This is a genomic window from Nocardia sp. NPDC058176 (assembly GCF_042883805.1).
In the GTDB taxonomy this organism is placed as follows: Bacteria; Actinomycetota; Actinomycetes; order Mycobacteriales; family Mycobacteriaceae; genus Nocardia.
Window position 1 is genome coordinate 27,697 of sequence record NZ_JBHVVA010000007.1, and the last position, 22,155, is coordinate 49,851.

At 67.5% G+C, this 22,155-nt stretch carries 19 protein-coding genes; 12 read left to right on the top strand and 7 right to left on the bottom strand.

Features of this window, described 5'->3' with window-relative positions:
• The first annotated feature begins 2 nt into the window (after positions 1–2).
• Positions 3–434, top strand: coding sequence for a hypothetical protein (locus ACFVVM_RS28360; protein ID WP_387624431.1), 432 nt, complete (start codon positions 3–5; stop codon positions 432–434).
• On the opposite strand, the gene ACFVVM_RS28365 is transcribed toward ACFVVM_RS28360, so the two are convergent.
• The 6 genes from ACFVVM_RS28365 to ACFVVM_RS28390 all read right to left on the bottom strand — a co-directional run bounded on the left by ACFVVM_RS28365 (position 435) and on the right by ACFVVM_RS28390 (position 7,544).
• Positions 435–803 (bottom strand): hypothetical protein, encoded by a 369-nt coding sequence (locus tag ACFVVM_RS28365; RefSeq protein WP_387624434.1) that lies wholly within the window; start codon positions 801–803, stop codon positions 435–437. It lies immediately after the preceding gene.
• A gap of 153 nt (positions 804–956) precedes the next feature.
• On the bottom strand, positions 957–2,294 hold the full coding sequence (gene glmM / locus ACFVVM_RS28370) for a phosphoglucosamine mutase (RefSeq protein ID WP_387624436.1): 1,338 nt from the start codon (positions 2,292–2,294) through the stop codon (positions 957–959).
• Positions 2,295–2,458: 164 nt separating this feature from the next.
• Complete coding sequence (gene rpsI, locus ACFVVM_RS28375; RefSeq protein WP_387624439.1) at positions 2,459–2,977, bottom strand: 30S ribosomal protein S9; 519 nt, start codon at positions 2,975–2,977, stop codon at positions 2,459–2,461.
• Positions 2,974–3,417 carry a 50S ribosomal protein L13 gene (gene rplM / locus ACFVVM_RS28380; protein ID WP_022567307.1) on the bottom strand — a complete coding sequence of 148 codons (444 nt, stop codon included), beginning with the start codon at positions 3,415–3,417 and terminating at the stop codon, positions 2,974–2,976. Before rplM ends, rpsI begins: the two co-directional genes overlap by 4 nt.
• A gap of 172 nt (positions 3,418–3,589) precedes the next feature.
• A complete protein-coding gene (locus ACFVVM_RS28385; protein WP_387624441.1) occupies positions 3,590–4,948 on the bottom strand; it encodes a hypothetical protein in 1,359 nt (452 codons plus the stop codon).
• 73 nt (positions 4,949–5,021) lie between these two features.
• Positions 5,022–7,544, bottom strand: a complete 2,523-nt coding sequence (locus ACFVVM_RS28390) for an FHA domain-containing protein (RefSeq protein ID WP_387624444.1) — start codon at positions 7,542–7,544, stop codon at positions 5,022–5,024.
• Positions 7,545–7,768: 224 nt separating this feature from the next.
• Between ACFVVM_RS28390 and ACFVVM_RS28395 the strand changes: the two genes are divergently transcribed.
• On the top strand, positions 7,769–9,184 hold the full coding sequence (locus ACFVVM_RS28395; protein ID WP_387625053.1) for a metallopeptidase: 1,416 nt from the start codon (positions 7,769–7,771) through the stop codon (positions 9,182–9,184).
• On the opposite strand, the gene ACFVVM_RS28400 is transcribed toward ACFVVM_RS28395, so the two are convergent.
• The gene (locus ACFVVM_RS28400; protein ID WP_387624446.1) at positions 9,181–10,512 is read right to left on the bottom strand and encodes an FHA domain-containing protein; all 1,332 of its coding nucleotides are present in this window, start codon (positions 10,510–10,512) and stop codon (positions 9,181–9,183) included. The genes ACFVVM_RS28395 and ACFVVM_RS28400 overlap by 4 nt on opposite strands.
• Before the next feature lie 142 nt (positions 10,513–10,654).
• On the opposite strand from ACFVVM_RS28400, the gene ACFVVM_RS28405 reads away from it, so the two are divergent.
• The 10 genes from ACFVVM_RS28405 to ACFVVM_RS28450 all read left to right on the top strand — a co-directional run bounded on the left by ACFVVM_RS28405 (position 10,655) and on the right by ACFVVM_RS28450 (position 22,056).
• Positions 10,655–11,860: a hypothetical protein gene (locus ACFVVM_RS28405; RefSeq protein ID WP_387624449.1), complete on the top strand. Its 1,206-nt coding sequence runs from the start codon at positions 10,655–10,657 to the stop codon at positions 11,858–11,860.
• Between the two features lie 121 nt (positions 11,861–11,981).
• Positions 11,982–13,172 carry a hypothetical protein gene (locus ACFVVM_RS28410; RefSeq protein ID WP_387624451.1) on the top strand — a complete coding sequence of 397 codons (1,191 nt, stop codon included), beginning with the start codon at positions 11,982–11,984 and terminating at the stop codon, positions 13,170–13,172.
• Entirely contained in the window at positions 13,169–14,404 is a 1,236-nt protein-coding gene (locus ACFVVM_RS28415) for a hypothetical protein (protein WP_387624453.1), read from the top strand. Before ACFVVM_RS28410 ends, ACFVVM_RS28415 begins: the two co-directional genes overlap by 4 nt.
• A gap of 63 nt (positions 14,405–14,467) precedes the next feature.
• On the top strand, positions 14,468–15,658 hold the full coding sequence (locus tag ACFVVM_RS28420) for a hypothetical protein (protein ID WP_387624455.1): 1,191 nt from the start codon (positions 14,468–14,470) through the stop codon (positions 15,656–15,658).
• A gap of 41 nt (positions 15,659–15,699) precedes the next feature.
• A complete protein-coding gene (locus ACFVVM_RS28425) occupies positions 15,700–16,899 on the top strand; it encodes a hypothetical protein (RefSeq protein WP_387624458.1) in 1,200 nt (399 codons plus the stop codon).
• Positions 16,900–16,984: 85 nt separating this feature from the next.
• Positions 16,985–18,532, top strand: coding sequence for a serine/threonine-protein kinase (locus tag ACFVVM_RS28430; protein ID WP_387624461.1), 1,548 nt, complete (start codon positions 16,985–16,987; stop codon positions 18,530–18,532).
• Between the two features lie 179 nt (positions 18,533–18,711).
• The gene (locus ACFVVM_RS28435; RefSeq protein ID WP_387624463.1) at positions 18,712–19,815 is read left to right on the top strand and encodes a hypothetical protein; all 1,104 of its coding nucleotides are present in this window, start codon (positions 18,712–18,714) and stop codon (positions 19,813–19,815) included.
• A gap of 11 nt (positions 19,816–19,826) precedes the next feature.
• Positions 19,827–21,083: a hypothetical protein gene (locus ACFVVM_RS28440; protein WP_387624466.1), complete on the top strand. Its 1,257-nt coding sequence runs from the start codon at positions 19,827–19,829 to the stop codon at positions 21,081–21,083.
• 318 nt (positions 21,084–21,401) lie between these two features.
• Positions 21,402–21,719: a WXG100 family type VII secretion target gene (locus ACFVVM_RS28445; protein ID WP_387624469.1), complete on the top strand. Its 318-nt coding sequence runs from the start codon at positions 21,402–21,404 to the stop codon at positions 21,717–21,719.
• Between the two features lie 40 nt (positions 21,720–21,759).
• The gene (locus ACFVVM_RS28450; protein ID WP_387624471.1) at positions 21,760–22,056 is read left to right on the top strand and encodes a WXG100 family type VII secretion target; all 297 of its coding nucleotides are present in this window, start codon (positions 21,760–21,762) and stop codon (positions 22,054–22,056) included.
• The last annotated feature ends 99 nt before the right edge of the window (positions 22,057–22,155 follow it).

Below are 22,155 nucleotides of genomic sequence, written 5' to 3' on the forward strand. Positions count from 1 at the left end.
CCATGGACTTCACCCTGGGCATCGATACGCGGATCACCCTGCTCGGCACGGGCCTGATCTTCCTGAGCGCCCTGCTGCTCGGCGCGTGGAAATACCACGGCATCCGCACCTCGCCCAGGGGCGCCGCGCACGTCTACGTCGACATCGCCCACCGCGCCGCGCTGCTGTACGCCTTCGCCGGGGTACTGCTCGCGGTGTTCACCGAACTCAGCGCGTGGCCGACGGCGGTCAATCTGATCGCCGATCTGGTGATCCTCGCGTTCTTCGTCGGCGCGATCGCCAGCTATGTCCTGCACGGCGCGCGCCGCGACACCACCAACCAGTTCCGCGGCAAGATCCCCGGCTCGCTGCGCCTGTCGATGTACGGGTTGATCGCCGGAGAGGTCGGCGGTTTCCTCGTCCTGTTCAGCGGTTTCGTCGTCGGCCAGTTCTGATCAGTACGACTGCACGACGGCCGTTCGCGGCGCACCGAACAGGTCGATGTCGGAGCCGAGTTTGGCCCCGATCAGCCCGGCCGCCCCGGTGACACCGAGGACGAGCAGTACCGCGACCAGCGAGCGCCCCCGCCGGGTCCGCGGCGGTCCGAACGACGAGGCCGGTTCGGCGATCGGCTCGTAGGCGTCGACGGGCTGGCCGTAGCCCTCGTCGCGGATCGGGACGGTGTGCGAATACCCCTGCGGCACATCACGGCAACCCGGGCGACCGCAGGCTCCGCCACAGCGATGCGGCGGATGCTGCTCGCCGTATTCGTACGGATACTGGTTCTGATCGCGATAATTGTGCGCAGGCAGCGGCGACACCATGAGCGGCCCCCTTCGAATCGTGCTGCGCGCCAAATCATCCGGTGCGCCGAGCAGCACACGCGCCACGGGCACACAGGTCCTGATGGCGTATGCCGATAGTAGATGGACCCGGCCTGACACGCCACAGGGACGATCCGGCGTTGACCCGCGGACTCAGACCGCCGCGACCCGCTTGGCCAGATCGTCGGCGAGCTGACGCGCCTGCGCGGGGTCGGTGGCCTCCACCATCACCCGCACCAGCTGCTCGGTTCCACTGGGCCGCAACAGCACCCGCCCGGTCTCGCCGAGAATCCGCTCCGCCTCGGCGACGGCCTCGCGCACCTCGGGCGCGGCGGCCACGGCGGCCTTGTCGCTGACCGCGACGTTCACCAGCACCTGCGGCACGGTCGACATCACCGCGGCCAGCTCGCCCAGTGAGCGCCCGGTCTGCGCCATCCGCGCCATCAGCCGCAGGCCGGTCAGCACGCCGTCACCGGTGGTGCCGAAGCGCGGGAACACCACGTGCCCGGACTGCTCGCCACCGAGGCTGTAGCCACCGCGACGCAGTTCCTCGAGCACGTAGCGGTCGCCGACGGCGGCGGTGAGCACGGTGATCCGGGCGGCGCGCATGGCGATGTGCAGGCCGAGATTGCTCATCACGGTGGCGACCAGGGTGTCGTCGACGAGTTCGCCCGCATCGCGCATGGCCAGCGCGAGGACCGCCATGATCGCGTCACCGTCGACGGTGTTGCCCTTGGCATCCACCGCCAGGCAGCGATCGGCGTCGCCGTCGAGGGCGATACCCAGGTCGGCGTGATGGTCGAGGACGGCGCTGCGCACCGCGTCCAGATGGGTCGAGCCGCACCCGTCGTTGATATTGAGGCCGTTGGGGTCGGCGTTGATCGCGATCACCGTCGCGCCCGCCTCCCGGTACACCTGCGGGGCCACCTCGGCGGCCGCGCCGTGCGCGCAGTCGACGACGACGGTCAGCCCGGACAGGTCCTGGCCGGTGGATTCGAGCAGGTGCTCGACATAGCGTTCGTGGGTGCCCTCGACGGTGTAGTCGCCGCGCACCCGGCCGATGCCGGCGCCGGTCGGGCGCACGGTGACGCCGTCGGCGATCAGGGCTTCGATCCGCTGTTCCACGGCGTCGTCGAGCTTGTGCCCGCCGGCCGCGAAGATCTTGATGCCGTTGTCGGGCATGGGGTTGTGCGAGGCGGAGATCATCACGCCGAAGCACGCGTCGTAGAGGCCGGTCAGATACGCCACGGCCGGGGTGGGCAGCACGCCCACCGAGAGGACATCGACACCGGCCGAGGTGAGGCCGGCGGTCACCGCCGCTTCCAGCATCTCGCCGCTGGCGCGCGGATCACGGCCGAGCACCGCGACCGGGCGCTTCTTGCCACGCGAGAGCACCTGTGCGGCCGCACCCGCCACGCGCATCGCCAGTTCCGGGCTCAACGACTCGTTGGCGAGTCCTCGAACACCGTCGGTGCCGAACAGCCGTCCCATAAAACCCTCTACTTGTCGTAGGTCCCCGAATACAGCACGAGAGCAGGCGACCAGCCGTGCTGGAAGCCTGCTCTCGCACACGTGCTCCGCCGACCGGGCTCATCCCCGCTGTCGCGGGGAGCATACATAGCGTATGCGAAAGACTGTGGTCGACAGTGCGTAAATCAGCGCTTCGAGTACTGAGGCGCCTTACGGGCCTTCTTCAGGCCGTACTTCTTGCGCTCGGTGGCACGCGGGTCACGCGTCAGGAAGCCGGCACGCTTGAGCGCGGGGCGATCCTCCGGGGTGACCTCGATCAGCGCGCGGGCGATGGCCAGACGCAGGGCGCCTGCCTGACCCGACGGGCCGCCACCGACCAGGCGAGCGTAGATGTCGAAGTTCTCGACCCGCTCGACGGTGACCAGCGGGGACTTCACGAGCTGCTGGTGCACCTTGTTCGGGAAGTAATCCTCGATGGTGCGGCCGTTGAGCTCGAAGTTGCCCGAACCGGGAACCAGGCGCACGCGGACGACGGCTTCCTTACGGCGGCCGACGGTCTGCACCGGGCGATCGATCACGATCGGCGCGAACTCGGTCTCTTCGACGTACTCGGCCTCGTAGCCTTCGCCGTCTTCGACGATCTCGACGACGGCCTCTTCGGTCGCCTCGAACTCTTCGTTGGTGAACTCTTCAGGAGCGGTCACTGGGCCACCTGCTTGATCTCGAACGGAACCGGCTGCTGCGCGGCGTGGGGGTGGTTCGGGCCTGCGTAGACCTTCAGCTTGCCCGCGATCGCGTTACCCAGCTTGTTCTTCGGGATCATGCCCTTGACGGCCTTCTCCACGAGACGATCGGGACGGGTCGCCAACACCTCGCCGACAGTGCGCGACTTGAGGCCGCCCGGGTGTCCGCTGTGGTGGTGGATGAGCTTGTCCTGCTTCTTGTTGCCGGAGATGGCAACCTTGTCCGCGTTGATGATGATGACGAAGTCGCCACCATCGACGTGCGGTGCGTAGGTCGGCTTGCCCTTGCCGCGCAGCAGGCCAGCGGCCTGCACGGCGAGACGGCCGAGGACTACGTCAGTGGCGTCGATGACGTACCACTTACGGGTGACGTCACCCGCCTTGGGGCTGTACGTAGGCACAGTCGTTCCCTGTCTGTCGTCGGTGTTGCCAGCCACGGGTGTGGATCGACACTGTCCCGGCGGCTGGTGGAGACCCGGGACTTCGAGGAGACGCCGATCCGCGAACGGTTCGACGTTCCACACGCCAGCGAGCCACGATACCAGCCGGGTATCACCGACCCGCAATCGGGCGCTAGATCACCACCGGCGGACCGGGGTCGGTCGTACCCGTCGTTCCGGGGATGCGGTAGCGCAGGGTTTCGATGCCGGGAGTGACACAGGTGCGATCGTCGACGACCAGGCCACCGCGCACACTGGCGATGCCCTCGGGCGGGACCGTGTTCGCGTACGGGGTGAACGCGCAGCTGCCGCGATCGTCGGCCAGCGCGACGGCGGGCTCGGCGGACCAGGCGGTCGCGGCCAGCGCGAGCGCGCCGACCACGGCCGGTGCGCCGAAGAAGCCCTTCTTCACCTTGCCGAGCAGTTTGCCCCGGCGCTCGTCGTCCTCCTCGTCGTCGTCGGCGAGCGCGTGCCGCGGCGATCCGCCGGACTGCGCGGGCGGACCCGAGGACTGCGTGGCCGGTCCGGCGACGAACCCGGACGGGCCGGGTGGTTGCGCGCCCGGCGGCGCCTGCGGCGGCGCACCCCAGCCGACCTGGGCGGCGTAGGCCTGTCCGGGATGCTGCGGCTCGGCGTAGTCCTCGTCGTCGAGGCCGGGATCGTTGACCAGCAGGTGCGAGGCGCCGAGCACGAGTGCGTGCATGGGGTGGTCGGCCACGTGCAGGCGCTGACCGAGGTGGTTCTGGAAGGCCAGCCGCAGGGCGTCGTTGAAACAGACATTGCCCGCGAGCAGCACCGTCGAGGTGTCGGCGCCGATCGAACGGGCCGCCGCCATCGCCTCGATCACCACATTGTCGGCCGAGCGGGCATCGCGCAGCGACTCGGCGCTCACCGGCACCTCGACCGACTCGGTCGGCTGCTCGTCGTCCCCGTGCACCGCGACCACCAGCAGCATCCGGCCGTCGGAGTAAACGCCGGTGGCGCCGATGCCGGTGCGATGCCGCTCGCTCGGCGGTGACACCAGTCCGAGCGCGCGCACGTAACCCGAGAGCGCGACGGACTCCGGCAGCGGTTCGACCACCACGTCGAGCTGCTCGACCAGCGCCGCGTACACCTCCACCTTGTCGTCGGGCCAGCTGTCCGGATACGGCAGCGCCACCAATCGCGGCTTGCCGCGCAGGTACTTGCCGACGGCGGCCAGCGGGTTGTAGAGCCGGGCCCGGAACACCAGTTCGGCGGGCCAGGTCGCCCCGGCGATCACGATCTGCGGGTGCCCGAGGATGTCGCGCACATCGGCGATCGCCATCCCCAGGTCCGGTCGCTGCCGGTCGACACCGGCGGTGTGCAGCCTGCCCGCCGCGTCGGCGAGCAGGTAGGCGGGCGGGGTATAGGTGCCCTCGACCTGGACCGGGCGGATCGGGGTGCCATCGCCCCCCGCGGCAACGGACACCACGTCCCACCCCAGATGCAGGGCCCCAACTCGAACGGTCACAGGCTCAAGTGTGCCCGGTCGATGGGCGACACGCGCATCTTGCCCACCGATATGGCCCTGACCTGCCGATTCATCATGCCTGCGCCTTCTTCAGACGCAGGCGGGTCCAGGTGATCACGGCGAGGATCGAGGTGATCACGATGACCATCACGATGTTGAAGATCCAGATCCCCGGCGAATGCACCCACAGCGCGTCCTCCTGCGCACCGAGGACCAGCTCGCGCAGGTCCACCGTCGAGGCGCCCGCCGCATAACCCCAGCGGGAGGGGAACAGGTACGAGATCTGTTCGAGGCCGACGCGGTCGGTGACCGGGATCAGGCCGCCCGCCATCACCAGCTGCACCATGATCATCACCACGAGCATCGGCATGACCTGCTCGTTGGACTTGGCCAGGCTCGACATCAGCAGGCCGAACACCACACAGCACACCGCGGTCATCGCGATGTCGAAATACAGCTCGACGCCGCCGTTGGGGATCAGCGCACCCTCGGCCGGTGCCTTCTTGCCCAGGAAGGTGATGCCGACCAGCACCGCCGACTGCAGGAACGCGGTCACGCTGAACACGGCGATCTTGGCCAGCAGATACGCCGAGGGCAGCAGGCCGACCGCGCGTTCCCGATGGAAGATCGAGCGCTCGCCGACCAGGTCACGCACGGTGAGCGTGGCACCCATGAAGCAGGCGCCGAGAATGAGCACCACCAGCAGCTGTTGGGCCTCACCACCGCTGGCACGCATGAACGAGCCGTCGGGCTGGGCGATCAGCGGCCCCTCGGTGAAACCGTCGCTGCCCGGCACCACCAGCGACAACGCGCCGAGGATGAACGGCAGCACCACCAGGAACACCAGATAGCCGCGGTCGGCGAGGATCAGCCGCAGCTGCCTGCGCACCAGCGTGCTGAACTGGCGCGTCGCGTTCGATTGCGGTGGCGCGCCGCTGCTGCCGTTGCGCCGCGGCGCGGGCGGTGGCGGCGGTGGCACGAACGCCTGTCTGGACCGGTAGGCCGCGAAGGCCTTGTCGGGTTCGGCCGCGACCTGGGCGAAGATCTCGGCCCAGTCCGCGGTGCCCATCGCGGCGCCGACGCCGCCGGGGTTGCCCGCGAAAGCGGTCTTGCCGCCGGGCGCGAGCAGCACCACCTGGTCACACATGTCCAGGCAGGCCACCGAGTGGGTCACCACGATCACCACGCGACCGGCATCGGCCAGTTCGCGCAGCATCTGCATGACCTGCCGGTCCAGCGCCGGGTCGAGACCCGAGGTCGGTTCGTCCAGGATCAGCAGCGACGGGCCGGTGAGCAGCTCCATCGCCACCGACGCGCGCTTGCGCTGACCACCGGAGAGCCGGTCGACCCTGGTGTCGGCGTGCGCGGTGAGCGAGAGTTCCTTCAGCACACCGTCGATCACCTGCTGCCGATCGGCCTTGGTGCTGTCGGGGGGCAGGCGCAGTTCGGCGGCGAAGCCGAGTGCCTGGCGGACGGTGAGCTGGCGGTGCAGCACGTCGTCCTGCGGGACCATGCCGATGCGGGAGCGCAGCGCCTCGTACTCGGCGTGCAGGTTGTGGCCCTCGAAGGTGACCACACCGGCCGAGGGGTGGGTACTGCCCGCCACCAGTTTCGCCAGCGTCGACTTGCCCGCGCCGGAGGGGCCGATCAGCGCGGTCAGCGTGCCGCGACCGGCCTGCACGTTGACATCGACGAGCAGCTGCTTGTTGTTCTCGACGGTGAACCCGACCCCGTGCACCGACAGGCCCAGCTCGGCGACCGGCTTCTGCCGATGCGCCAGCGTGCCCTGGGCGACGACGAAGTCGATGTTGCCGATGGTGACGATGTCGCGCTCGCGCAGCACCGTGCGCTGCTGGCGGTGACCGTTGACGAAGGTGCCGTTGGCCGAGCCGAGATCCTCGACGACCAGCCCCTCCGCGGTCGAGATCAGCTGGGCGTGCCGGCGCGAGGCCAGCGGATCGTTGACCACGATCTGGTTGTCGGAGGTACGGCCGATGCTCAGCCCGCCGGGCGGGATGCGATCGCCACGGGCGACCGGTTCGGTCGAGGCCGCCTTGCGCACCGGCGGCAGCATCGAGGAGTCGGCGCGGCGGGTCATGTTGATGTTGTCCTGCGGCGCCACGGGCTGCGCGGGCTGCTGCGAGGTCGGGACGTATTGCGGCTGCTGGACGTGCGGTTGCGAGCGGGACGGCGGCGGGAACTGCGGCCGTTGCGGCGGGCGGTGCTGCGGCTGTTGCGGCTGCGACGGCGGCGCGAGCATGGTCGCGGCGTGCCGGGCCGACGGCGCGGCCGGCACCAGGTGCAGCAGCGGCCCGGTGACGGCGTCGCCGAGGCGCACCTGGGTGGGCCGGTCGATCGACACGGGCTGGTTCAGCCTGCGCGCGTCGACGAAGACGCCATTGGTACTACCATTGTCGGCGAGTATCCAGGCGCCGTTCTGGAAGCGCAGGGTGGCGTGCACGCGCGAGACCAGCGGGCTGTCCACGAACAGCGTCACCTCGGGCGCACGGCCCATGGTGATCTGCTGGCTCGCTTCGAAGACTCGTTCGGTTCCATCATGGCGCACGGTGATGGTCTGCGCCCCCGGTGAAGACATGGAGCGGATACTATGCCATCGCTCGGACATCGGCGCTGCCCCGAGATGGCCGTTGTCCCGATCCGGCGACCGATCCGCACCCGGTCGCCGCGGCGCGCGAACCCACTGCCCACCCGCGCGACCAGGGACGACAACCGGTGTCACGGCCACGACCGAGGGGGATCAACGTGCCAGTGCCAGCCAGCGACCGTTCGCCGCGCGCGAAAACGGTTCGGGCGCTTCTCATCGCACTCGCGGTCGCGCTGTCGCTCGCGGCCTGCACGCGGGCGATCGACGGCCACGGGGTCTCGATCTACGACGACCCGTTCCAGGTGGCCGGGCTGCCGACCACCGGCGGGCCGAACGGGCCGCGGCCGGGGGTGGCCGATTCGGAGCTGACCGCGACCAATGGCGACGGCGGCGAGGTCGACGCGCTGGCGCTCAACGCGATCGAGGACATCCAGAGCTACTGGCAGAGCGCGTTTCCCGCCGAATTCCCCGGCCAGGAGTTCGATCCGGTGGTGAAACTGATCTCCTGGAACGCGCGCGCGGCGCGCAGCCAGGCGGTCGAGTTCTGCAAGGAGACCACCTATCACCTGGTCAACGCCGCGTACTGCCGCACCGACAACTCGATCGGCTGGGACCGGGCGATGCTGTTGCCGACCATGAGCGAGACCTTCGGCAAGATGTCGGTGGTGATGGTGCTCGCCCACGAGTACGGCCACGCCATCCAGACCATGGCGGGCATCGCCCCCAAGAAGACCCCGGTCCTGGTCAAGGAACAGCAGGCCGACTGCTTCGCGGGCGCGTTCATCCGCCATGTCGCCGAGGGCAAGTCGAAGCACTTCACGATCAACACTTCCGACGGCCTGAATTCCGTGCTGGCGGCGACGGTTTCGATTCGCGACTCCGACCCGGACGACCCCGAGAGCGTGCACGGTTCGGCCTTCGAGCGCGTCACCGCCGTGCAGATCGGTTTCACCGACGGCCCGCGCGGCTGCAAGGTCATCGACTCCGACGAGATCGACCAGCGGCGCGGCAGCCTGCCGCAGAGCTTCTCCGGCGACTACGGCCGCGGCGAGTACCCCATCACCCAGGACAATCTCGTCGAACTGAGCAAGGCACTCGAGGCGATCCTGCCCGTGCGGCAGGCTCCGGCCTACGACTACACCGGCGCCGGCATCGACTGTGCCGACGGCGCGGTCACCGACCCGGTCACCTACTGCCCCGACAAGAACGTCATCGCCACCAACGTCCCGGGCCTGGCCGAACGCGGCGCCGTCGACAACGACGACGACGGCCCGCTGCCGGTGAAGGTCAGCGGCGACTACAACGGCTACGTCGTGTTCATCTCCCGCTACACCCTGGCCGTGCAGCGCAGCCACGGCCAGGAACTGACCGGCGCCAAGACCGGCCTGCGCGCGGCCTGCCTGTCCGGTGTGGTCACCGGCAAGCTCGCCGAATCCGGCCGCCCGGTCGAGCAGGGCGACATCCAGCTGTCGGCGGGCGATCTCGACGAGGCGGTCTCGGGCCTGCTCACCGACGGTCTCGCCGCCAGCGACGCCGAGGGCAACACCGTGCCGAGCGGCTTCTCCCGGGTCGACGCCTTCCGCGCGGGCGTCCTCTACGGCGAGACCACCTGCCTGTCCCGGTATTCCTAACCGAACGGCGGCGGGGCGGCGGGTTCGTAGCGCAGGACGCGGTTGCCGATCATCACCTCGGTGCCGGGCACGAGCACCATCGGCTGGTTCGGGGTGAGGCGGATCCAGTCGCGGTAGCCGGGCAGGCGGCTGCGGGTGCCGTTGGTGGAGCCGCGGTCGATGAGCTGGACATCCCAATTCACCAGGTGCACTTCGGCGTGCGCGCGTGACATACCGCCGGAGGTGTCGTCGATGCGCAACGGGACGAGTCCGCGCTGGGCCGCCTCGGAGTGCTCCGGATCGCGGCCGATCACCGCGTCGGCCGCCAGCAGGTAGGTCATCCCGTCGTCGAGGACGAGCATCCCCAGCGGCGGACGGATGACCTCGGCGAGCGCCTGGGTCTGATCGACCGGCATGCCGCACACCGTGCAGAAGGCCGCGCGCGGATCACTGGGATGCGCACGCGCGCACTTGAATCCCATCACCTTCACGGTGAGCACCGTCGCCTTGGCGGTGGATTCGAGCCTGCGCTGCAGGTCGGGATCGGGTTCGGGCGCCGGATTGGTTCCGGCGAGCCGGGTTTCGGCATGGTGCGGGTCGGCGGTGTAGGGGTCGACCGCGGCGTGTGCCGGGCCGGTGGAGCTGGTGACGGCGTCCATCAACGACGTGGCGGGCTGCATCCCGGTCGCGGGCGGCTCGGCCGGGCGTGAATCCGGCTGCGCGGGCGGCGGTTCCCGATCGATGCGCGCGGTGGGCGGCGGTGGCCTGCGGCCGTGCCCGGCGGGATCGGCGGTGCGGACCCGGCTGCGGACGTCGTTGGACCACATGACGGCGCCACCGGCCTGCGCGATTCCCTCGACCAGCCAGCCGATTCCGCGTTCCGGCGGCAGATCGGGGATGCGGCCCTTGGCGTCGTCGGCGAACAGCGCGACCGCCTTCGCCGGTTCCGAGGCCACCCGGTCGACGGTGAACGCCGCATCGCTGCCCCGGTAGTACTCCACGCTGCCGTCACCGGCGAGCGCCGCGGTCACCGCGCCGTGCAGGAAGATCGCGACGCCACCGTTGTCGGCGGCCGAGAGCACCCCGAAATCGATCGGCGTACCGGGCGAGATCTGCTCGGCGTATTTCATCAGCCAGCGCGTGGCCTCCCGCGCCACCAGCGCGCCCGGCCCGTTCGGTTGTTCCTCGGCGGCGGCACGCACCAGCTCGGCCAGCGACTCGAGGGCGATCGCGGCGGTGTCGTCGGGCGCGAGCCTGCCGGGCCCACGATGGGCCACCACGATCACCGCGCCCGCGACGCGCGCGACCGCATGGGTACCGAGCACAACTTCGACCTGCCGATCCCTCACCGGTATCGGCCTCCACCGGAACTGCGCAGCAGGGTCGTCGCCATGTCATCCAGACTATGGCAAACCCGCCGACTTAGGTCCCCCTGGCCGCCGTTGGTCCGGTAACTTCAGTGCGACAGCGGGGAACACCGAGGGGCATGTGATGATCTCGTCGACCAGGATCCGGATCGCGTCCGCGATCTGCTCTGCCATCGCGCTCGCGACCGTCACCGGGTGCGCGGTCAGCGGGACGCCCGTCCCCGCCGAACCCGACGTGCGCGGCCTGGAGACGGGCGCCTACGCCACCGACCACCACCGCTACGACGACACCGCGGGCGAGGACGGCGCTCTCGTCGAGGGCACCAGGATGTCGGCGGCCGTCGTCCCGGCGATGCGGATCGATCCGTCGCTGTCGCACGGCCGCGGCGGCACGGTGATCACCGATGTGAGCAGGGCGCTGGACTTCGTCGCCAATGTCTCCCGGCCGGTGCTGGAGAACCGCGGGTTCGTCGTCGGATACGCCGCGCTCGGCGCCGACCGTCCCGATCCCGAGGGCCGGACCAGGCCATCACCCGACACGACGGCCGTCACCACGGTCCTGCTCCGCTTCCCCGACGCCACCGCGGCCACCCTCGCCGCCCGCGAACTCGAAGACGTCGACCTGGCGGTCTCCCCCGAGAACCGCAAGCTCGCCTCCACCGAATATCCCCAGGCCTACCTGCACTGGCGTCCCGGCGTGCCGACGATCGGCGCGTTCCTCGCGCACAAGGATTTCGTGATCTCGCTGTTCATCCAGCGTCCGCGCGCCGATTCCGCCGACCTCACCGCCTGGGTGGAGCAGGCCCTCGACGCCGAACTCCCCGTGCTCGACACCTTCACCGCCACCCCGTACGACAAGCTGGCCGACCTGCCGGTCGACCCCGACCGCTTGCTCGCGCGCGCCGTGGTGGAGAACCGCGACGTCCTCGGCCCCGACCAGCATTCCTTCTCCGTCTACTCCACCGCGCACCTGGTCAACAACACCGCCGACCAGACCACCCGCCAGGCACTTATCGACGCCACCGGCGCCGAGCGGATCGCCATGGTCGACGGCGGCTCCATCACCCTCGTCCGGGATCAGGCCGCCGCCGAGGCCCTGCTGACCGGCCTCGTCGACAGCGCGGGCACCTACGACACCCTGCCCGCGCCCACCGACGTCCCCGGCGCGAAATGCCTGCAACTCAACGACCAGGGCAACGCCGAGCAGGAATACAAGTACCGCTGCTACATCCCCTACAAGCGCTACCTCGGCATCGTCAGCTCCGACCAGGAACCCGATGTGCGCCAGAAGATCTCCGCCCAGTACGCCCTGCTGGCCAACAGTTTGTGAGCCCTGCCGGACCGATTCGGTAGCTCGGCAGCCCTACACCTGGATCGTTCGATGACGTAAGCTTCGGCCGATCATGATCGGCCGGGGAGGGTCGCGAGTCGTTTCCGGGAGGGACATCGCCGTGAAAGCGTCAACGAGGGTGACCGGTGCGCTGCTGGCCGCCGTGCTGCTGTCGACAGCGGCCTGCGGGTCCGACGATCCGCCGATCGTCGTCGAGATACCGGTGGACCTGGCCTCGCTCGATGTCGGCAATTATCCGACCCAGCCCCGCGAGGTGGGCGTGGTCGCCAACATGGATCAGGCACGGTTCATCGAGGCCGAGCGGCTCGGCGATGTGGTGCCGACGCCCGCCGACATCGACGCGCGCTTCATCCACACCAACCCCTCGATCGCCTCGGTGTTCCTCGATCCCGAGGCGTCGCTTGGCAAGATCATGGCCGTCGACCGGTTCGCCGAGACCGCGCCCGATTTCATCGGCGGCTTCGTCAGCTCGGCCCAGACCGAACCGAACAATCGCGGCATCGACCTGGTCAACGCCGTCATGATCTTCCCCGACGCGGACAAGGCCACCGCCGCCGCGGCCGCGCTGGAACGCACCGATTTCGAGTACGTCGACCGCAACGAACCGATCGAGATCCCCGGCTATCCCGAGGCCAAGGCACACTGGCAACCGCAGGAGCAGTCGATCGGCTCCTGGTACGCCACCGGGCATCTCGTCATCTACACCTGGATCTACGACTACCTCAACATCTGGCTGGAGACGGTCGATCGCGACGCCCTGCTCGACCTGACCCGCAAGAGCCTCGACACCATCGTCCCGGCGTTGCAGCAGTTCACACCGACGCCCGTCGACCAGCTGATGACCCTGCAACGCGACCGCGAGGGAATGCTCGGCCGCACCGCACCGCGCCCGCTCGAGGACTCCTGGATCAATCCGCCCGGTGTCTACAGCGCGAGTACCGCCCGCCACTTCACCTCCGACCCGGTCAGCACCGCGGAGTTCATCGAGGCGTCGGGAGCCGATCTGTACGCCAATGACGGCGCCGAGGTCTACCGCGCCCGCGACATCGCCGGCGCCCAGCTGATCCGCGACGAACTCGGCGGCCTGACCCGCAAGTTCACCGGCTCCGAGGCACCGCGGAATCTGCCGAGCGCGAAGTGCAAGGAATACATCGGCCGCCAGCGCCTGGCGATCCGCTTCTACTGCGCCGTCTCCTTCGACCGCTACGCCGCCTACGTGTGGTCACACCAGCTACTCGACGCACAACAACGCATCTCCGCCCAATACGCCCTGTTGGTGAACGCCCGATGAGACTCACGACGCGCATCCTGCTCGCGGCCACCCTGACCACCGTGCTCACCGCCTGCGGCTCGACGCTCTCCGGCGCCCCGCTCCCCGGCGAGACCGACATCAGCACCCTCGACGTCGGCTCCTACCCCACCGAGCCGCTCAACGCCCACGACGACGATCCGGTCCCGCCCTTCTACGAGATGTACGAGGTCGCGGCGCTGCGCCTGGCCGACTTCGTGATCCACTCCGGTGACATCGATCCGGCGATGAAGTACGGCAAACGAGCGCGCACGGTATCCGCCGGGGTGATGCCGTGGGCACTCGGCGACGACGGCGTGATGTCGCCGATCGCCAAGCAGCACAAGCTGCTCTACGGTTTCGAGTCCAACGGCGCGTCGCAGGACACCAGCGTCAACACCCTCGGCGACTGGCCGAGCAAGCGCGACGGCAACGAACTCACCGCCTCGACGATGGTGTTCCAGTTCCCCACCGAGGAGCAGGCCGCCGCCGCGGCGCAGGAGTTCCACGACGCCGACTTCGTCCCGCGCGAGGCCACCAACCAGCCGGTCGATCTGCCCGATTACCCTGCGGCCAAATCACATTGGCGACCCGACTCCCCGTTCCTGCGCACCCTGCTCCCCCACGGCCCCTACGTGATCGCCTTCCTGCTCTCGGTGAACACCCCCGACCAGCAGGCACTCGTCACCATGGCCCAGACCGCCTACGCCAAACAGATCGAGGCACTGGACAGGACGACACCACTGTCGGACAAGGAGGTGATGACCCTGCCCTGGGACCCCGACCACCTGGCCATGCGCACCCTGAACCCGGACGACCTGGCCTCGCCCGAGGGCTCCGGCTTCTACCTGGTGACCGGCCCGCACGGCGTCCTGCACTACTCCGGCGACCCCCTGCCCACCGACCGCGGCTACATCACCGAACAACTCACCAAGATGGACGCCCAGCAGGTCGCCCTGTCCTGGGGCTCGATCGGCATCCGCACCCCCGACGCCGCCACCGCCCGCCGCGCGGTCACCGAACAACTGTTCCCCTGGAAAGTAGAAGCCGACGCCGACGCCCCACCGAATCTCCCCGATTCGTCCTGCGTGGAGAACAGACGCCTGGCCGCACCGAAACGCTTCAGCTGCATCCTCGCCTACAACGAATACGTCGGAATCGTCAGCGGTAACCAGCTTCTCGACGCCCAGCAACGCGCGGCCGCGCAGTACGCGCTCTTCGCCAACACGAGGTAGTCGGCATCGCCGGGCCGCCACCGGCTAGAGTTCGGCCAGCTGTAATTGGGGAGGGAGATCGCTGTGAAGGTATCGACGAGGGTCGGCGGTGTGCTGGTGGCGACGGCGCTGCTGGCGACGGCCGCCTGCGGGTCTGATGATCCGCCCGCGCCCGTCGACGTGCCGGTGGACCTGGCGACGCTCGATGTGGGCGGTTACCCGACGCAACCACGCGAGATCGGGCTGGTTTCCAGCTACGATCAGGCGCGGTTCATCGAGGCGGAACGGCTGGGCGACTTCGTGCCGCTGCCTTCGGATATCGATCCACGGTTCGTTCACCAAAATCCCGGGATCGCCTCGGTGTTCGTCTTCCCAGAGGCTTCCCTCGGCAAGATCATGGCCATCGACCGGTTCACCGAGACGGTGCCCGATTTCATCGGCGGCTTCGTCAGCTCGGCCGAAAATGACGCGAACAGCCGGGGCATCGATATGGTCAACGCCGTCATGATCTTCCCCGACGCGGACAAGGCCACCGCCGCCGCGGCCGCGCTGGAACGCACCGATTTCGAGTACGTCGACCGCAACGAACCGATCGAGATCCCCGGCTACCCCGAGGCCAAGGCACACTGGCAACCACAGGAGCAGTCGATCGGCTCCTGGTACGCCACCGGACACCTTGTCATCTACACCTGGATCTACGACTACCTCAAGATCCACCTGGGCAAGGTTGACCGACAAGCACTGCTCGATCTGACTCGCAAGAGCCTCGACACGATCGTCCCGTCCGTCGAGAAGTTCACGCCGACACCTGTCGACCAGCTGACCACGCTGCAGCGCGACCGCGAGGGAATGCTGGGCCGTACTCTGCCGCGCCCGCGTGAAGACTCTTGGCTCAATCCTCCCGGCGTATACGCGGCGCGTACCGCCCCGCATTTCGTATCGGACCCGGTGGACACGGCGAAATTCATCGATGACGCCGGAGTTGACCTGTACTCCAATGACGGTGGCGAGGTCTACCGTGCCCGCGACATTGCCGGCGCCCAGCTGATCCGCGACGAACTCGGTGGCCTGACCCGCAGTTTCACGGCATCCGACGCGCCGAGAAACCTACCGACCGCCAAGTGCAAGGAGTACATAGGCAGGAAGACCATCGCGATCCGCTTCTACTGCTCGGTCTCCTTCGACCGCTACGCCGCCTACGTGTGGTCACACCAGCTACTCGACGCACAACAACGCATCTCCGCCCAATACGCATTGCTGGTGAACGCCCGATGAGACTGTCCACATCCACCGCGACCATCCTGCTCGCGGTCACCATGACCACCGTACTGACGGCCTGCGGCGCCACCCTCTCCGGCACGGCCCAGCCCGGCGAGACCGACATCAGCGCCCTCGACGTCGGCTCCTACCCCACCAAGCCACTCAACGCCCACGACGAAGATCCAGTCCCGGGCCTCCACTCGATGCACGTGGTCGCGGCGATGCGTATTGCCGACCATGTAATCAACTCTGGCGACATCGATCCGCAGATGAAGTTCGGCCAACGTGCGGGCACATACGCTGGCACCACGATGCCGCGAGCACTCAGCATCGGCACCGAAATACCGGCGATCGCCGAGAAACACAAACTGCTCTATGGTTTCGAGTCCAGCGGCGCGTCACAGAACAACAGCCTCATCACCTACACCAAATGGCCGATAAAGGATGACACCAACGAACTCACCGCCAGCACGATGGTCTTCCAGTTCCCCACCACCGAACAGGCCACCGCTGCAGCACAGGAGTTCCACGATGCCGACCTGGCAGAGCAGGAGGGCCGCAACCAGCCGGTCGATCTGCCCGATTACCCTGCGGCCAAATCACATTGGCGACCCGACTCCCCGTTCCTGCGCACCCTGCTCCCCCACGGCCCCTACGTGATCGCCTTCCTGCTCTCGGTGAACACCCCCGACCAGCAGGCACTCGTCACCATGGCCCAGACCGCCTACGCCAAACAGATCGAGGCACTGGACAAGACGACACCACTCTCCGACGAAGAGGTCATGACCCTGCCCTGGGACCCAGACCACCTCTTGATGCGCACACTGAACCCGCCGCAGTTCCACATACCCTCAGGCGACGGGTCCTACGTGCTCACTGGCAAGGTCGGCATCCTGCACTACTCCGGCAATCTTCTGTCCACGGATCGCAACTACATCGCCGAACAGCTGACCAAGATGGACGCCCAACAGGTCGCCCAGTCGGAGGGTTCGATCGGCATCCGCACCGCCGGCCCCGCCGCCGCCCGCCGCGCGGTCACCGAGAAACTGTTCCCCTGGCGATTCGAATCCGAGGCCGCCGCGCCACAGAATCTCCCTGATTCGGCCTGTGTGGAAAACCGGGGACAAGACGCGCCGAAACGCTTCAGCTGCGTCGTCGCCTACAACGAATACGTCGGAATCGTCAGCAGCGACCAGCTCCTCGACGCCCAACAACGTGCGGCCGCGCAGTATGCGATCTTCGCCAACAGCCGATAATCCCAGACCAGCCCGCAATCGCCGGGTCCGATATGCTCCTGCCGGGAACCAGGCAGTGCGGCACCGAATCAGGAGATCGTGAAAGATGGCGATGAGCCCCGGCACCATCGTCGGCGGGTACCGCGTGGAGCGGCAACTCGGTGCTGGCGGAATGGGCACTGTCTACCTGGCCAAACACCCGAGTCTGCCGCGAATGGACGCGCTGAAGATCCTCAGCGCCGAACTCAGCCGCGACCCCGAGTTCCGTGCTCGCTTCGAGCGCGAGGCCAATCTCGCCGCCGGGCTCGATCACCCCAATATCGTCTCGGTCTACAACCGGGGTGAAGAGCACGGTCAGCTGTGGATCGCCATGCAGTACGTGGACGGCACCGACGCCGCCGCGGAACTCGCCCGTGACCGCCACGCCATGCCACCGCTGCGCGCGCTGCGCATCACCACCGAGGTCGGCAAGGGCTTGGACTACGCGCACCGGCGCGGTCTGCTGCACCGCGACGTGAAACCCGCGAACTTCCTGCTCGCCAAGGCCGAGGACCCCGGCGAGGACGAGCGCATCTTCCTCACCGACTTCGGTGTCGCGAAGTCCACCGACGACGCCACCGAACTCACCCAGACCGGTAGCTTCCTCGCCACCATCGCCTACGCCCCGCCCGAGCAGCTCAGCGGCGCCGCGCTCGACCACCGCGCCGACATCTACAGCCTCGCCTGCGCCTTCTTCAAGCTCCTCACCGGCCAGAACCCCTATCCCGCAGCACAACCCGCCATGGTCATGATGGGTCACCTGCACGAACCACCGCCCCTGGCCACCAAGATCAACCCGGGCCTGCCCTACGCGATCGACCACGTCTTCGCCCGCGCCATGGCCAAGAACCCCGCCGAACGGTTCGCGACCTGCCGGGAGTTCACCGACGCCGCCGCGAACGCGCTCGTCCCGGGTTTCAACCCCACCGGGCACAACACCTCGCCGACGTATCCGATCCAGGTGATGGCGCCGCGCGAGCACACCGACCCGAGGCTCACCGCCTCGATGCCGCACGCCATGGCGCCCGCCGCACCCAAGAAGACCAAGCGCGTCGCGGCGATCGTCGGCGCGGCAGTGCTCGTCGTCGGACTCGGCGCGGGTATCGGCATCTGGGCCACCAGCGGATCCGAGGCTTCCGAGGGTGGTGGCGCGACGACATCGACATCGGCATCGGCGGCGTCCCCGCTCGAGCAGGCACGCAAGGACAACCCGGCGTTCGCGGGCAAGACCGTCACGCTGCTCGACGTCAGCCAGCCGAGCAAGTTCGGGATCTATCTGACCGGCAGCCCCCAAACCCAGTTCATGGACAAGCTCGGCTTCGTCTACAACTACGAGTACACCAATACCGAGGGAATCCCCTCACCCAAACAGGTCAACGACAGCGCGGCAGCGCTGAAGGTGCCCGATGACAGCTACGTCATCGTCTTCCGCAGTGATGAGAAGGCCGGCGGCGGCGGACTTCTCGGTTTGCCGTACGGGATCACCGGCACCAGGGCGATCGTCATTCCCGTGGACGATCCGGAAACCGTATCGGCCCTCCGGAACTGGTCCGACAATTCGGAGGCGGTCTTGTTGGAGAAGTTGATCCCGACACTCAAGGCCCGAATCCGTTAGACATCTGTCACTGTTTCAAGGGGGGAATTCTCTAGATGGCACTGCGCCGACGCGCGTCGTCTCGCGCCGCTTTTCGGACCATCGCGGCACTGTCTGCCGCACTACTGGTGGCAAGTGTCGGGGCGTGCGGGTCCGACGATCCGCCGGAGTCCTCGGCACCACCTCCGCCCCCGGTGGACGTGAGCACGCTCCAGGTGGGCAACTACCCCTCGGAACCGACGATTCTGGGTACCGCGAACAATGACGACGAAGCACGTACCGCCGAAGCGATGCGTCTCGCCGAGTTCGTTCCGCTGCCCTCCGATATCGATCCGGCGCTCCAGTTCACCCGGAACAACAACACCACCAGGACTTTCATCACCGGTGACAGCGTCATCGTCACACGGGTCATGTCCATGCAGCCGGCCGATTTCGATTCGAAAGCCGCCGGATTCATCGCCGGATTCTATTCCAATGCCCAATCGGACGACAATTTCCGACTGTCTCATACGCTGGAGAATTACGTCCTCCTTTTCGACAACGAATCGTCGGCACAGGCAGCATCCATCGCACTCGGCGACCAGCACCGACAGTACTATGCCGACGAATACCAGAACGCCGAGCTGCCGAACTTCCTGACAGCACGTTCGTATTGGCATCCGGAGTGGGCAAAACTTGTTTCCTGGTACGCACACGGACGATTCGTCATTCACACGGCGTCCACCGATCACCTCTCCAACGAACTGGAGACGAACGATCTTCCCGCACTCGTGCGGACCGTCGAGCAGTCGCTGACGAAAGTCTCGGGGTCGCTGGACAAGTTCACCCCGACGCCGCGCGAGCAGTGGTCCACCCTGCAGCGCGACGTCGACGGCATGATCGGCAAGACCGTCACCTCTGCGAACAACCTGAGCCCCGAGGACATCACGCCGATCGCGTACTCGGGCCGAGCGACGCTGCACGGTTCACGGAACTCCGGTAAGGACGGCGAATACCTCGACGAGTTCGGCGTCGATCAGGCCGCGTTCAACGGCGGCGCGCTGTATCGAGCACGCGACGAGAAGGCCGCCGAAGGGCTGGCGGTGGCTCGCGCGCAGCTCGGAAAGCTGTTCAAGCCCGCACCGGCACCCGAGGGCTTGCCCATAGCGCACTGCAACGAGGCTCGCGGAAAGTACCAATCCGGAGCTCGATTCAGGTGCACCGTGGCTGCCGGGCGATTCACCGCGGATATCTCGGCCGAACAGCTCGCGGACGCCCACCAACGAATCTCCTCCCAGTACGCAATGCTGATCAACAGCAAGTAGGAGACAGGCGCATGAAGAAGATTGCCTTCGCGCGGCGGCGTGCCGCCCGCACCGTGACAGCCGCGTCGGTCGCGATACTCGCCTTGTTGGCCACCGGGTGCGGTTCGGTGATGTCCGGCTCTGGCATCGCGGGCGAGATCGATGTCCGGGAACTCGATGCCGGCACGTATCCGATCTTGCCGGTGGACTTCACCGGCGAGTACGCACCCACCTACGACCTCGGCAGAGAGCTCGCGGCGATACTGCTCGCGGAGCACCTCGTCCTCGGCCCGGAGATCGACGAGAAGTTGGCCGAAGGCTACTGGATGACGATCAAACGGCCGAACGTCGCGACGAGTGTCAGCGAACAGGTGCGCCCGGTACTCGAAACCAACCGCATGATCTACGGTTTCGGATCGTCCAGCACCGACCAGCGACAGTTCTCGAGCCTGGCGCTCTCCGCCGGCGACCATACGCTCGCCGATCTTCAGCGTGAACTCGAGCCGACCTATTTCGGCGTGACCGTCTTCCAGTTCCCCGGTGCCGACGCCGCGAGCCGGGCCGCCACCGAACTCGAGCAGGCCGACTTCGACGTCGCTCCGGACCTGAACCAAAAGGTCCAGCTCGACAAGTACGCCAATGCCCATGCGCACTGGCGGCCCGGCGTCGCGTCGATGCTCACCACCGTCGCCACCGGCAGCTATGTGATCAACCTCCAGGTCGGTGTGCCGAAACCCGAGCTACCTGAACTGATCGCGCTCACCGAGAAGGTGCTCGACGCGCAGATACCCCGCCTCGAGCGGCTCACCCCCAAGTCGCCGGAGGAGGTGCTGCGACTCAGCAATGATCCGGATCAGATCCTTCGCCGCGTGCTGAATCCCGACCAGTTCAACAGTCCGAGCGCCGAGCACTACGCCACCTACGGACTCCAGGGTTACGTACACACGCATCGTGACCACGCCTCCCGGCGAGCCGCGTACGAGCAAGCCGGGGTCGATCGAATCGGCATCGTCTGGGGCAGTCAGATCTTCCGTGCCCGCGATGCCGAGGCTGCCGAGACCCTGCGAACGACCGTCCTGGACTGGCCGGGGACCCAGCCGGCCGAGGCGCCGCCGAGTGCTGTTCCTTCCGCGCAGTGCGTCGAGAACGAGGGTGCGGATTTCTACACCAAGCGGTTCTCCTGTGCCGTCCAGTACCGCCGATACGTCACGGTCGTGCATGCCCATCAGATCGGTGACGCGCACCAGCGCGCCGCCGCTGCGTACGGGGTGATGGCCAACAGCCAATAGCCTCGACGGCGACCGGCAGGTAAGGTGTCGAGCGACGCGCGGCTACGACAGCGAGCAGGGGAAGGGGGGAGTCAACAGCCAGCCGCGATGCGCGGTGATCGAACGAGGGGGTCGGCGCGATCTTCGCGCCGTGGACGGGGGTGGCGCGAGTGTCCGCGCGATGCATCCCACGACCAGCTCGATCAGTATCCGCGGCGGCCGCGAAAAGACATCGAGATTCGATGGAACCGATGGCATCCGCAGTGCGTCAAAGAATATGTACGGACCTAGATCCAGCCAGATCACGAAACAAGTGACTGAGAAACGATAGGAGCTTTCATGTCAGGTCAGTTGAAGGCGAGCCCCGAAGAGATCGCGACGTTCGCGAAGGAGACCGAGTCCAAGGAGCAGGACCTGCGGGACCGGATCGTCGCGCTGAAGGCTCAGGAGGATGCGACGACCGCCACGTGGGGCGGCCAGGCACGCGCGGCGTTCGACACCTTCATGGAGGCGTACTACGTCCAGGCGCACAAGATGAACGACAAGCTGGGCGACACCGCCGAGAAGCTGGCCAAGGTCGGCACGAACTACGAGAGCCAGGATCAGGAGTTCGCGTCCAAGGTCCAGGCCCAGGCCTCGAGCCTCGATCTTCCCTAACTGACACGTCGCACAAACGAACTATATCGAGGAGATTCCTGTGACCAATCCTGGAACGATTTCGTCGAACTTCGGCAGCGTTGACGATGGAGCTGCGGCCATCCTGGCCAATGCCCGCCAGATCAACACGTTGCTCGAAGACTTTCACAAGTACGTGACGGACTTCGTCACCAACAACTGGGAAGGTGCGGCGAACGACTCCTTCACAGAGATGCAGAACCTGTGGCACACCAGCTCCCAGGAGCTGGCGACCACGCTCGAGAAGGCCGCGACCACCGTGCGCTCCGGCAACGACGAGCTGAAGGCGACCGACACCGGCCTCGCCGGCCTGTTCTGAGCCGCTCCGAACGGCTGGATGCCGGGTCTCAGCGCTTCGCTGAGACCCGGAACAGGTTTCGGAACCCACTTCACGATCCGTACCTCGCTCCCCCTCGGG